The sequence below is a fragment of the Stutzerimonas stutzeri genome, from assembly GCF_024448985.1.
Lineage (GTDB): Bacteria > Pseudomonadota > Gammaproteobacteria > Pseudomonadales > Pseudomonadaceae > Stutzerimonas > Stutzerimonas stutzeri_AP.
The window spans coordinates 369,762-382,571 of the sequence record NZ_JAMOII010000001.1; the positions used below are offsets into that span (position 1 = coordinate 369,762).

The 12,810-nt window shown below is 62.1% G+C and carries 13 protein-coding genes; 3 read left to right on the top strand and 10 right to left on the bottom strand.

Going from position 1 to position 12,810, the window contains the following annotated elements; all coding sequences use genetic code 11:
• Positions 1 to 145: 145 nt before the first annotated feature.
• The 4 genes from NA647_RS01780 to hmpA form a co-directional block, all read right to left on the bottom strand.
• Complete coding sequence (locus tag NA647_RS01780) at positions 146 to 325, bottom strand: hypothetical protein (RefSeq protein ID WP_256056134.1); 180 nt, start codon at positions 323 to 325, stop codon at positions 146 to 148.
• Between the two features lie 158 nt (positions 326 to 483).
• Positions 484 to 660, bottom strand: coding sequence for a general stress protein (locus NA647_RS01785; protein WP_019342274.1), 177 nt, complete (start codon positions 658 to 660; stop codon positions 484 to 486).
• A gap of 195 nt (positions 661 to 855) precedes the next feature.
• Positions 856 to 1,089 carry a hypothetical protein gene (locus NA647_RS01790; RefSeq protein ID WP_256056135.1) on the bottom strand — a complete coding sequence of 78 codons (234 nt, stop codon included), beginning with the start codon at positions 1,087 to 1,089 and terminating at the stop codon, positions 856 to 858.
• Positions 1,090 to 1,153: 64 nt separating this feature from the next.
• Positions 1,154 to 2,332, bottom strand: a complete 1,179-nt coding sequence (gene hmpA / locus NA647_RS01795; RefSeq protein WP_256056136.1) for an NO-inducible flavohemoprotein — start codon at positions 2,330 to 2,332, stop codon at positions 1,154 to 1,156.
• Between the two features lie 279 nt (positions 2,333 to 2,611).
• Between hmpA and NA647_RS01800 the strand changes: the two genes are divergently transcribed.
• Positions 2,612 to 2,836 carry a DUF2188 domain-containing protein gene (locus NA647_RS01800; protein ID WP_256047235.1) on the top strand — a complete coding sequence of 75 codons (225 nt, stop codon included), beginning with the start codon at positions 2,612 to 2,614 and terminating at the stop codon, positions 2,834 to 2,836.
• Here NA647_RS01800 and NA647_RS01805 read toward each other — a convergent pair.
• From NA647_RS01805 to gcl, 6 genes are all read right to left on the bottom strand, one after another.
• Positions 2,833 to 3,717 carry an urea transporter gene (locus NA647_RS01805; RefSeq protein WP_256056137.1) on the bottom strand — a complete coding sequence of 295 codons (885 nt, stop codon included), beginning with the start codon at positions 3,715 to 3,717 and terminating at the stop codon, positions 2,833 to 2,835. The two genes, NA647_RS01800 and NA647_RS01805, sit on opposite strands and share 4 nt — an antisense overlap.
• A 224-nt stretch (positions 3,718 to 3,941) precedes the next feature.
• Positions 3,942 to 5,357, bottom strand: a complete 1,416-nt coding sequence (gene pyk, locus NA647_RS01810; RefSeq protein ID WP_256056138.1) for a pyruvate kinase — start codon at positions 5,355 to 5,357, stop codon at positions 3,942 to 3,944.
• A gap of 52 nt (positions 5,358 to 5,409) precedes the next feature.
• Positions 5,410 to 6,681, bottom strand: coding sequence for a glycerate kinase type-2 family protein (locus NA647_RS01815; protein ID WP_256056139.1), 1,272 nt, complete (start codon positions 6,679 to 6,681; stop codon positions 5,410 to 5,412).
• 339 nt (positions 6,682 to 7,020) lie between these two features.
• A complete protein-coding gene (locus NA647_RS01820) occupies positions 7,021 to 7,911 on the bottom strand; it encodes a 2-hydroxy-3-oxopropionate reductase (protein ID WP_256056140.1) in 891 nt (296 codons plus the stop codon).
• A gap of 38 nt (positions 7,912 to 7,949) precedes the next feature.
• Positions 7,950 to 8,732, bottom strand: a complete 783-nt coding sequence (gene hyi / locus NA647_RS01825) for a hydroxypyruvate isomerase (protein WP_256056141.1) — start codon at positions 8,730 to 8,732, stop codon at positions 7,950 to 7,952.
• A gap of 247 nt (positions 8,733 to 8,979) precedes the next feature.
• Positions 8,980 to 10,761 (bottom strand): glyoxylate carboligase, encoded by a 1,782-nt coding sequence (gcl, locus tag NA647_RS01830; RefSeq protein ID WP_256056142.1) that lies wholly within the window; start codon positions 10,759 to 10,761, stop codon positions 8,980 to 8,982.
• A gap of 116 nt (positions 10,762 to 10,877) precedes the next feature.
• On the opposite strand from gcl, the gene NA647_RS01835 reads away from it, so the two are divergent.
• Entirely contained in the window at positions 10,878 to 11,786 is a 909-nt protein-coding gene (locus NA647_RS01835) for a LysR substrate-binding domain-containing protein (RefSeq protein ID WP_256056143.1), read from the top strand.
• Between the two features lie 162 nt (positions 11,787 to 11,948).
• Entirely contained in the window at positions 11,949 to 12,782 is an 834-nt protein-coding gene (xth, locus tag NA647_RS01840) for an exodeoxyribonuclease III (protein WP_256056144.1), read from the top strand.
• Positions 12,783 to 12,810: the final 28 nt, after the last annotated feature.

Sequence of the window (12,810 nt, forward strand, 5' to 3'; positions counted from 1 at the left end):
TGCGCGGCAAATGTCGCCATGCGGCGTTGCGGGACTTGGCAAGGGAACAACAGTACCTGCGTCCCGCGCCTTGCGGAACGCCGCCCGGCCTGGCGACATTTGGCGCAGCAACGCGGCTCGCGACGAAACGGCAGCAGACCTAATATCAGGCCCCGCCGATACCTTCGATCACCTTACCCGTGCCGCCACAGTTTTGGCATTCTCCGGACTCGTTGCGTCCACTGCCGTTACATACCGGGCAGATATTTTCACCAGTACCCGGTGTGCCCGGAACGGCTTCATCGCCTGGATTGAGCGGCGGCGTTTCGTTGGTTGTTTGGCTCATGCCCGCGCCCTTTTCAGTTCTTTAATTATTAATTAATGGTTCATATGGGGCGTTAACCGTTGCGTCGGTTTATTGTCGTGATGCTAATAACGATTGTTTAACCCGATAAACAAAAAGGGCAAAGGTTTTACCCTTTGCCCTTTTTGTAACGAGGCGCATCAGCTGTTGCTGTTGCGTCCACCGCCGTGGCTGTTCTGGCCACCTTTGCGGCCTGCTTCAGAGGCCTTTTCCCGGTCGTTGGCGAAGTTGCCGCCGCTGTTATGGCCGCCCTTCTTACCAGCTTCAGACGCCTTTTCGCGGTCGTTGGCAAAGTTGCCAGGATTTTTATTTGCCATGTCTTTTTCTCCTCGATGGATAGAGACTTTCTGCGGGGCTGTACTACTTCACCAGCCTTCATGGATACAGAGCTTGGTTGCGTCTCAGGAGTTTCCAGAAAAGAACAAGCGGCAGACGAATGGTTACTAACTGCTCTTTATTAATGGCGTTATGCTTGCACAGCGAAACGGCAACATCGAAGTTTATAAAAGTTATTAAACGGCCAGCGTTAACTGACGCTGTGCCAGTAACCGCATCACATAGCCGATCTTGAACGCGGTGGGGCCCAGAATCACCAGCGCATGGCAGCCGACCACCGCGCCCAGAGCCAGATGCCGATCGAAGACGTAGGCACCTGCAACGCCGAACAGAAGCAGAACCAGGCCGATCGCCATGGACAGATTGGCGATGCTGAGCAGACGGTGCGGGTCGAGCGGTTGCAGGATCATCGTAGTTACCTCGTGACGATGGTATGGATGACGGGCCGGTGGTAAGCGGCCCGTCCGGGTTGAATCACTCCAGCGCTGAAGCCGGCCCGAAAAACTCGTAGCGGGCTTGCTGTTCCGGTACGCCAAGCGCCCGCAACTGCCGACGAATCGCCGCCATGAAGGGTTTAGGGCCCAGGAAATAGGCGTCCAGATCGCGATCGGCAGGCAGCCAGGCATCCAGCCTCTCCTCGGTTATTAGGCCGACGGCATCTGGTTGGCTGTCGTCGCCCTGATGCTCGTCGTAGCAATAGAAACGCTTGAGCTGGCCGTGCCGCTCGACCAGCGTGTCGATAGTCCGGCGGAACGCATGGGTGTCGGCATTGCGGGCGCAGTGGATGAAATGTATCGGTCTCTCCGTCTTGACCGCTTCCTCGAGCATCGCCAGGGTTGCCGTGATCCCGACACCGCCGCTGATGAGCACCAGTGGTTTGTCGCTGTGCTGTAGGGTGAAATCGCCAGCAGGGGCGAACAAATCGAGGCTTTGGCCTTCCTCCATGCGGTGCAGCGCGTTGGAGGCGACGCCGTTAGGCTCGCGCTTGACGCTGATGCGGTAGTCACGACCGTTGCTGGCAGCGGAGAGCGAATAGTTGCGGCGTATCTCCTCGCCATCTACCAGCAGGCGCAGACCGATGTACTGGCCAGGCTGGTGTGCAACGACCGCGCCGCCGTCTTCGGGCTCCAAATAGAACGAGGTGATCTCGCTGCTCTCGACTACTTTGCGAGCAATCCGGAACGCGCGCGCGCCACGCCAGCCGCCGGGCGCCTCTGCCGTCACGCTGTACATCTGTTCTTCAGTGTCGATGAGGATATCGGCGAGCTGTCCATAAGCGGCGGCCCAGGCATCGATGACCTCATCGGTCGCAATCTCTTCGCCCAGCACTTCGCGAATCGCTCGTAGCAGGCAGGAGCCCACAATCGGGTAGTGCTCCGGCAGTACTTGCAAGGCCACGTGCTTGTTCACTACCTGAGATACCAGACCGCCGAGCTGATCCAACCGATCAATATGCTTGGCATACATCAGCACGCCGTTGGCCAGCGCTCGCGGCTGATCGCCGCTGGCTTGGTGCGCCTGATTGAACAGGGGACGCACTTCGGGGTGTTCTGCCAGCATCAGCTTGTAGAAGTGATTGGTCAGGGCTTCTCCACCGGTCTCCAGCAACGGGACGGTGGCTTTGATCAGGGCACGCTGTTCGGCACAAAGCATGGAAAACTCCAGTAATTGGGAGGGCCCGTCTCTCTTGTGGTCGCAAGCGATGCGCAGCAGCCGGACGGGTCGTAGTGATCCTTGCGATATTCGTTCCAGGCTGGAATTGACCGGAATCAAGGGCGCCGCAACGGCCTTTGGTGAATACGACCCTCATAGATGCGGTTTTAATAACCTTGTCGGGTCATGGTTACCCTGCGTATTCGCCGCGGACGTATCGAACCGCTGCGCGCGCCAGCGTTCCAAGCTTCGACTATCGAGCAGCTTATGGAGGCAACTATGGAGAACTACCACATCACGCACGACGGCGACCGCTGGGTGCTGCGCGAGGAAGGGGACAAGCGGGCACTGCTGGAGGCGGCGACCAAGGAGGACATCGTCAACGAGACGCGGGACTACATGAAGCTTCGTACCGCGTCGGTGAAGATCCACACCCTCGACGGGCAGATCGAAGAAGAGCGGACCTACCCACGCGATCAGGATCCGCGTGCGACCAAGGGCTAAACGCGTTCATCTCGCCTGGATCGCCAACGCTGTCCCAGCGCGACCAGCCAGCAAGCCATGATGAATGGCATGGTCAGTGGCGGCAGACCCAGCCGGTCGAATCCCGCCCTGAGCAGTACTGCCGCGATGATCGCCAGCAATGGCGCCACCCAAGAGCGATGGACCTGGCTGACCGCCAGCGCGGCGAGGGCCGGGTTGTAGCCGGCCAGCCCGGCCAGGGCCTCCTGCTCCGAACCGCCAGCCGTCAGTACCAGGGCAAGGCCGCCGATCGAGCCGCATAGCATCCAGGCCGCGGCTCTGCGATCGGCCAGCCATACGGCCACCAGCAACAATAACCCGGCCAGCGGTTGGCCGAGGAAGATTACCTGTCCGATACCGGAGGTGACCGCGAAGAGCAACGCCGGGCCATCCAGTATCAGCGGTGCGTCGAGCCGCGCCTGAGTGACCAGATCGAGTGCCCCCGCCAGGCCCAGTGCAAGCCAGCCGAAAAGCACAAAGGGCAGCGTGAAGCCGGGCAACCAATTGCGTTCGCGCATGGCAGCTATCAGGCGCACCTGCAGTAGATTGGCGATTACGGCCCCGAGCGCAATCAGCCCAAGCGTAAGCACCGATAGCCCCAGCAGCAGTACGAACAGCAAGCCCAGCAGCGCCGCGTTGTAGCCGTAGAGCCCGATATCGATATCGGATTGGCGATAACCCAGTGCGACGGCGCTAAAGGTACCCACCAGCGCGCCGACCACTGCTCCGGCCAGCAACGCGGGCGCATGAAAGGCGATGGCCAGCAGGATCAGGAGACCGCAGCCGGGATGTGCCTGCAGAAATATCTGACTGAAGCCGTTCAGAACGGCAAGGGTGCAACGCGACGGGCTAAGAGTGGGCATCTGATGTTATGGCGGGAGGTAAGTGGGCTGCGTTGCAGGGATGAATCGCTCGGGTAAACGAAGAACGACGAGCCGAAGCTCGCCGTCATGAATTACAGCTACAAGGGCCGTATGGCGCGCTCTGGGCACCGGAACGGACTCAGCTAAACGCCGCGTGTGCAGACACAACTCGTCGCTGGCCTCGACTCGCTTGGTGTGCGGAGCGCACCCTTATGTACCTGACCTCAGTTGAGCATCTCGATCCGCAGCGAGTTGGTCGTCCCTGGCTGGCCGAGCGGCACCCCGGCGGTAATCAGCACCGTATCACCGGTGCCGGCCATGCCCTGGGCGCGGGCCAGTTCGAGTGCGTTGAGGCAGACATGCTCCATGTCCTGCATCGGCGCATCAATCACCGAGTAGACGCCCCAGGCCACTGTCAGCTTGCGCGCGGTAGTGACGTTCGGAGTCAGGCTGAGGATTGGCGTGCTGGGCCGCTCGCGCGAGGCGCGCAGGCTGGAGCGTCCGGACTCGGTGTAGTTGACCAGCACCGCGATCGGCAGGATGCCACTGATCCGGCGAATTGCGCAGCTGATGGCATCGGGCAGCGTCGCTTCGGCACTCGGGCGGTTGACGTCGAGCTGGGCCTGGAAGTCCGGACCACTTTCCACCTGGCGGATGATCTTGCTCATCATGCTCACGGCTTCCAGCGGATAGTCGCCCGAGGCGGTTTCTGCTGAGAGCATCACTGCGTCGGCGCCTTCGGCCACGGCGTTGGCCACGTCAGTGACTTCGGCGCGGGTCGGGGCAGGGGAGAAGCGCATGGATTCGAGCATCTGCGTCGCCACCACCACCGGCCGACCGAGCTGGCGGCAGGTGCGGACGATGTTCTTCTGGATGCGCGGCACGCTTTCGGCCGGTACTTCCACGCCCAGATCGCCACGCGCGACCATGATCGCGTCGCATAGGCGGGCAATTTCGCGCAGATGCTGCACCGCGGATGGTTTCTCGATCTTGGCCATCAAGAAGGCGCGGTCGCCGATCAGTTCGCGCGCTTCGTGAATGTCCTGCGGACGTTGGACGAAGGACAGCGCCACCCAGTCGACGCCCAATTCCAGGCCGAAGCTCAGGTCGCGGCGGTCTTTCTCGGTCAGCGGACTGAGTTCCAGCACTGCTTCGGGCACGTTGACGCCCTTGCGGTCGGACAGCTCGCCGCCGGCCACCACGCGCGTCTCGATGGCGTCTGCATGCTTTGCGATCACCGTCAGGCTGAGACGCCCGTCATCCACCAGCAGGCTCATGCCCGGCTGCAGGGCATCGATGATTTCCGGGTGCGGCAGGTTGACCCGGCTGGCGTCGCCAGGTGTCGGGTCGAGATCCAGACGCAGGGTCTGCCCGCGCACCAGCTGCACCTTGCCCTCTGCGAAACGCCCGACGCGCAGCTTCGGCCCCTGCAGATCCATGAGGATGCCGATCGGCTGGTTCAGTTGGCGCTCGACCTCACGAATCCAGCCGAAGCGCTCGGCATGGTCGGCATGCTCGCCGTGGCTGAAGTTGAGGCGGAACAGGTTGACCCCAGCTTCTACCAGCGCGCGCACATCATCGATGCTGCGGGTAGCCGGGCCGAGGGTGGCGAGAATCTTGACTTTCTTGTCGGGCGTCATGGCAGGTTCCACTGGCAGTTATCGTTATAAGAAACGCACGCTGGCTCCGTCTTCAGGCGGACGGTGGCAGTACCAAAATCGCGCGGAAATCGTTGACGTTGGTGCGGGTCGGCCCGGTGATCAGCAGCGCGTCGAGCGCCTGGAAATAGCCATAGCCATTGTTGTTGGCCAGTTCGTCGGCTGCGCTGAGCCCCTGCGCCTCAGCGCGGGCGTAGGTGTCCGGGGTCATCAGCGCGCCGGCATTGTCTTCCGAGCCGTCGATGCCATCGGTATCGCCCGCCAGCGCATAGATGCCAGGCAGGCCCTTGAGATTCTCGGTCAGGCTCAGCAGAAACTCGGCGTTGCGTCCGCCGCGACCTTCGCCACGGATCGTCACCGTGGTTTCGCCGCCGGAGAGAATCACGCAGGGCGCCGGGAGCGGCTGGTTGTGAAGTACTACCTGGCGAGCGATGCCGGCATGAACCTTGGCCACTTCCCGCGATTCGCCCTCTAGATCACCGAGGATCAGCGGCGTGATGCCGGCGGCACGGGCTTTCTCTGCGGCCGCCTCCAGCGATTGCTGTGGTTTGGCGATCAGCTGGAAATGGCTGCGCGACAGGCATGGATCGTCCGCCTTCACGGTTTCCGAGCGTGGGTCTTCCAGCCACTGGCGCACGTTGGCCGGGATCTCGATGTTGTAGCGGGCAAGGATTTCCAGGGCTTCGGCGCTGGTAGTCGGGTCGGCTACCGTTGGCCCGGAGGCGATCACCGTGGCTTCATCGCCGGGTACGTCGGAAATCGCGTAGGTGTAGACGCTGGCTGGCCAGCAGGCCTTGGCCAGACGGCCGCCCTTGATCGCCGAAAGATGCTTGCGTACGCAGTTCATTTCGCCGATGTGAGCGCCGGAGCGCAGCAGCGCCTTGTTGATCGCCTGCTTGTCGGCGAGGCTGATGCCCTCGGCCGGCAGTGCCAGCAACGAGGAACCGCCACCGGACAACAGGAAGATCACCCGATCACTTTCTTGAAGATTGCTGACCATCTCCAGCACGCGGCGCGCGACGCGCTCGCCGGCATCGTCCGGCACCGGATGTGCGGCTTCCACTACCTCGATCTTGCGGCAATCGGCGCCGTGACCGTAGCGGGTCACCACCAGACCGGAAATTTCACCTTCCCAGGCCGCCTCGATGGCTTCGGCCATCGCGGCTGCGGCCTTGCCCGCGCCGATGACGATGGCCCGCCCGCTTCGATCAGCAGGTAGATGGTCGGCCAGTACCTGGCGCGGATGGGCTGCATCGATGGCGGCGGCGAACAGCTCGCGCAGTAGGGCTTGGGGATCGAGGGTCATGTGAAGCTCCTTGTATGAGGTCTGGGGCCGATTCCAGACCTTAGTGCTCGTCTATGCAAGTACAAATAAGCAAGCACTAAGGTTTGGAATCGACCCACCCGGCAATCGGGCCGTGACTCCTTCTGCCGAGCAGGTCGAAAGGGGTGCCGTCCGGAAACGGCGGTTGAACGCTGGTTGCGCAAGGGCCTGGTCGTGGGGGACGCTGTGATTCCGGCCTTGCACACCCGTGTTCAACTCTCGAAGCACCGCTGGCGTCGAGCTTTGCGGTAACCCACCACCTGGGTTCTGTCTGTCCGGAAGGTGGGCGCGCTAGCTCGACTCAGCGGGCTCGGAGCTGTTTCAATCCTTGCGGATCGAGAAGTTGGACATGTGCTCCAGACCCTTGATCAGCGCCGAGTGGTCCCAGCCGCTGCCACCGAGGGAGGCGCAGGTGCTGAACACTTGTTGCGCGTTGGCGGTGTTAGGCAGGTTCAGGCCCAGTTCGCGAGCGCCGGCCAGTGCCAGGTTAAGGTCCTTCTGGTGCAGGTTGATGCGGAAGCCCGGATCGAAGGTGCCCTTGATCATGCGCTCGCCGTGCACTTCGAGGATCTTCGAGCCAGCGAAGCCACCCATCAGTGCTTCACGCACCTTGGCCGGATCGGCACCGTTCTTGGCGGCGAACAGCAGGGCTTCAGCCACCGCCTGGATGTTCAGCGCCACGATGATCTGGTTGGCCACCTTGGCGGTCTGGCCGTCGCCGTTGCCGCCTACGCGGGTGATGTTCTTGCCCATGGCCTGGAGCAGCGGCAGGGCGCGCTCGAATGCATTGGGGCAGCCGCCGACCATGATCGACAGGGTGCCGGCCTTGGCACCCACTTCGCCGCCGGAAACCGGAGCGTCCAGATAGGCGGCGCCAGTGGCTTTGATCTTCTCGGCGAACTGCTTGGTGGCGCTGGGCGAGATCGAACTCATGTCGATCACGACCTTGTTCGGGCCTACGCCTTCGGCGATGCCATTCTCGCGGAACAGCACGTCTTCGACGTGCGGAGTGTCCGGCACCATGACGATGATGAACTCGGCTTCCTGCGACACTTCCTTCGGGTTGGCCAGGGCAACGGCACCGCCCTCGACCAGCGCGGCCGGAGCGGGATCGTGATGAGTGGAAACGAAAATGCTGTGGCCGGCTTTCTGCAGGTTCTGAGCCATGGGCAGGCCCATGATGCCGGTGCCGATAAATCCGATTTTAGCCATGAGTGTTCTCCTCTTTATTCGTCTGGGGTCGCGTCAGTTCAGATAGCGTTGTGCGCTTTCATCCAGCCGAGGCCGGCAGCAGTGGTGGTTGCCGGCTTGTATTCGCAGCCGATCCAGCCCTGATAGCCGATGCGGTCCAGGTGCTCGAACAGGAAGCGGTAGTTGATCTCGCCGGTGCCCGGCTCGTTGCGGCCCGGGTTGTCAGCCAACTGCACGTGGTTGATCACTGCCAGGTTGTTTTCCATGGTGCGGGCCAGGTCGCCCTCCATGATCTGCATGTGGTAGATGTCGTACTGCAGGAACAGGTTGCTGCTGCCGACCTTGTCGCGAATCTCCAGCGCCTGGGAGGTGTTGTTGAGGAAGAAGCGCGGGATGTCGCGGGTATTGATCATTTCCATGACCAGACGGATGCCGGCCTCTTCGAGCTTCTTCGCCGCATAGCGCAGGTTCTCGATAAGGGTCATCTCCAGCTTGCCGATGTCGGCGCCCTTGGGTGCGATGCCGGCCAGGCAGTTGACCTGGGTATTGCCCAGTACCTTGGCGTAGGCGATGGCCTTGTCGACGCCGGCGCGGAATTCCTCGACCCGCTCCGGATCGCAGGCGATGCCACGATCGCCGCCCGCCCAGTCACCGGCCGGCAGGTTGAACAGCACCTGGGTCAGGCCGTTGGCGTCCAGCTGAGCCTTGATCTCCTCGGCGGGGAAGTCGTAGGGGAATAGGTACTCGACACCGCTGAAGCCGGCTTCGGCAGCGGCGGCGAAACGGTCCATGAAGTCCAGCTCGGTGAAGAGCATGGACAGGTTGGCGGCAAAACGTGGCATGGGTATCTCCTTGTGATCTGTAGGGATCATTTCGGACGGGTTGGGAGCTACTGCGCTTGGCTATGCTGCGTTGGAACCGAACTCGGAGCGGGCCCAGTCAAAAGGCTCATTTGCCTTCGTAAACTCGCACGCGAGCCCGGTCCGCTTTTTTGTCCGCTTCCGCCTTGGCTTAGCTTCGCTCGTAACGCTTTCAATCCCGCCCGGCGGTGCGGTGGATGCGCTGAGCGACATCCACCGTGTTCTTTTGTCAGTCCAGCAGGCCGATTGCGGTCGGTGCATCTTCGCGGCCTTCAGCCAGCGCCTCGAACTCGTTGATAGCGTCGATCTCGGTGCCCATGGCGATGTTGGTCACGCGCTCCAGGATCACCTCGATCACAACCGGAACCTGGTGCTCGGCCATCCAGGCCTGGGCCTGTTCGATGGCTGGTTGCAGTTCTTCCTGCTTGAACACGCGGATCGCCTTGCAACCCAGACCCTCGACCACTGCGACGTGATCGACACCGTAGCCTTCCATGCCCTGTTGTTCGGCATTGATGTTCTCGAAGCCCAGCTGCACGCAGTAATCCATCTCGAAGCCGCGCTGCGCCTGGCGGATCAGGCCGAGGTAAGCGTTGTTCACCAGGATATGGATGTAGGGCAGCTTGAACTGCGCGCCCACGGCCAACTCCTCGATCATGAACTGGAAGTCGTAGTCGCCCGAGAGCGCAACGACCTTGCGGGTCGGGTCCGCCGCAACCACGCCGAGGGCTGCCGGAATGGTCCAGCCGAGCGGGCCGGCTTGGCCGCAGTTAATCCAATGACGCGGCTTGTAGACGTGCAAGAACTGCGCGGCTGCGATCTGCGACAGGCCGATGGTGCTGACGTAGCAGGCATCGCGACCGAAAGCGTTGTTCATGCACTGGTAAACGCGTTGCGGCTTCATCGGTACCGAGTCGAAGTGCGTCTTGCGCAGCAGGGTGCGCTTGCGCTCCTGGCAGTCGGCGGCCCAGGCGTTACGATCCGGCAGCTTGCCCGCAGCTTTGCGTTCTTTGGCAACCTCGACGAACAGCTTCAGCGCGGCGCCCGCATCGGAGGTGATGCCGAAGTCCGGCGAGAACACCCGGCCGATCTGAGTTGGTTCGATATCGACGTGTACGAATTTGCGGTCCTTGGTGTAGACCTCGACCGAACCCGTGTGGCGGTTGGCCCAACGGTTGCCGATGCCAAGCACGAAGTCAGAGGCCAACATGTTGGCGTTGCCGTAGCGGTGACTGGTCTGCAGGCCGCACATGCCCGCCATCAACGGGTGGTCATCGGGGATCGAGCCCCAGCCCATCAGGGTCGGAATTACCGGTACGCCAACGGTCTCAGCAAACTCAACCAGCATGGCTTCGGCGCCGGCGTTATAGATACCGCCGCCAGCAACGATCAGCGGACGCTCGGCGGCGCAGAGCATATCGATGGCTTTTTCAACCTGCTTGCGGGTCGCTGCAGGCTTGTAGACGGAAAGCGGCTCGTAGGTGTCGACGTCGAATTCAATCTCGGCCATCTGCACGTCGAACGGCAGGTCGATCAATACTGGACCGGGACGACCCGAGCGCATCACGTGGAAGGCCTGCTGGAACACGCGCGGCACCAGTGCCGGCTCGCGAACGGTCACGGCCCACTTGGTGACCGGCTTGGCGATGGACTCAATATCCACGGCCTGGAAGTCTTCCTTGTAAAGGCGTGCACGCGGCGCTTGACCGGTGATGCAAAGAATTGGAATGGAGTCGGCCCAAGCGGAGTAGAGGCCGGTGATCATGTCGGTGCCGGCCGGGCCGGAGGTGCCGATGCACACGCCGATGTTGCCGGCCTTGGTGCGGGTGTAACCCTCGGCCATGTGCGACGCGCCCTCGACGTGACGGGCGAGGATGTGGCGGATGCTGCCATCGGCGCGCAGGGCGGAATACAGCGGGTTGATCGCGGCACCGGGGATGCCGAAGGCGGTGTCGATGCCTTCCTTGCGCAATACCGCGACGGCGGCATCGATTGCTCTCATTCGGGCCATGGATCATTCCTCCTGAAGGTAGCTCGATAGTTTTTATACGTGGCCCAAGGATGCAGGGCTGGAACCGAAGGAGGAATTGGCCGAAACTTCAGTTCTGTCGATATCAGGAGTATCGAATGGATCGTTACACAGCCGTACACAGCTTCGTGCTGGTCGCCGAAGCCGGCAGCTTCGCCGCCGCCGCATTGAAGGAAGGGGTAACGCCAGTGGTGATGGGTCGCCGCCTCGATGCGCTGGAGCGGCACCTGGGCGTCAAGCTAATGCACCGCTCCACACGTGGGCTGGCGCTGACCGACCTGGGCGAGCAATACCTGGAGCGCGCGCGCGGATTGCTCAAGGATTTCGATGAGGCCGATGCCAGCATTGCCAAGGACCGCACCTCGGTGCGCGGCCATCTGGTGATCTCGGCGCCGGCGGCATTCGGTCGCAAGCATATCGGCCCGCACGCGCCGGCGTTTCAAGCGCGCTTTCCGGACCTGCAACTGTCATTCAACTTCACCGACAGCGTGGTCGATCTGGTGCGCCACGGCTACGACATGGGCATACGCATCGGCGAGGTCACTGACCCCAACTACGTGGCGGTCAAGCTGTTTCCCAATCGCCGGGTGGTCTGTGGCGCGCCGGACTACTTCGAGCGCCAGGGTGTGCCCCGCGTGCTGGAAGACCTGACGCGGCACAACTGCCTGGCGTTCAACCTGCAGGGTGGGCAACAGCGCGGCTGGACCTTCCTGCGCGACGGCAAGCAGGTGGCGGTGCGGGTGGATGGCAATCTCGACTGCAATGACGGCGAGCTACTGTTCGACTGGGTCAAGCAAGGCCTGGGCATCGGCTGGCGCTCGACGTGGGAAATCCAGGCCGAACTCAAGCGCGGCGAACTGGTGACCGTGCTCGACGAATACGCGCTGCCGGCCTACGACATCCAGGCGGTCTATCCTCAGCAGCGCTACCTGCCGGCCAAGGTGCGCTTCTTCATCGATTATCTGAAAGCGATCTACAACGCACCGGGCTATTGGGAAACCCGCTGAGCCGAACCTCGCTGTTGGGGTGGATCGGAGCACATTCCGTCCGTTCTCATCTTCCAGGGCGCTTTTGGTGGGCTGAAGCGGAGCGCGGTTCTGCTAACCCGTCGAACCACGCCGCGTAATCGCGAGTCACAGCAAGTGTCATCTTCCGGTGCGAGACAGCCTGTGGACTCCCTGAAAATCGCCACCTTCAATATCAACGGTATCCGCGCTCGCCGGACCAATCTGCTCGAATGGTTGGAGCGGGAGCAGCCCGACGTGGTTTGCCTGCAGGAGCTGAAGGCGCAGGACGCCGACTTTCCCATCGACGATATTCGCGCCGCCGGCTACGGCGCGATCTGGCACGGGCAGAAATCTTGGAATGGCGTGGCGATCCTGGCGCGGGGCGACGATCCGCTGGAGATTCGCCGCGGTCTGCCGGGCGATCCGGACGACAGTCAGAGCCGTTATTTGGAAGCCGCTGCCCACGGCATCATCGTCGCCTGCCTCTACCTGCCCAACGGCAACCCGCAGCCGGGGCCGAAATTCGACTACAAGCTGGCCTGGTTCGAGCGCCTGATTCAGCATGCCGAAGGGCTGCTGGACAGCGGACATCCGGTGGTGCTGGCCGGCGATTACAATGTGGTGCCCACCGACGAGGATATCTATAACCCGCGTTCCTGGACCAAAGATGCGTTGCTGCAGCCGGAAAGCCGCGAGAGCTATCAACGCCTGCTCGCCCAGGGTTGGACCGACGCCTTACGCACCAAGTACCCCAACGAGCGCATCTATACCTTTTGGGACTACTTCCGCCAGCATTGGCAGAAGAATTCCGGCCTGCGCATCGATCATCTGCTGCTCAGCAAAGATCTTGCTCCGCGCCTGAAGGATGCCGGCGTGGACCGCTGGGTTCGCGACCAAGAACACGCCAGCGATCATGCACCAACTTGGGTCGAATTAGCTTCTGACGCGCCGCCAAACAAACCGACCAGACGCCGGTCGTCGACCAAAGCGGGATAGGTCAAGAATGGGCGCTAGGCTCAAAACA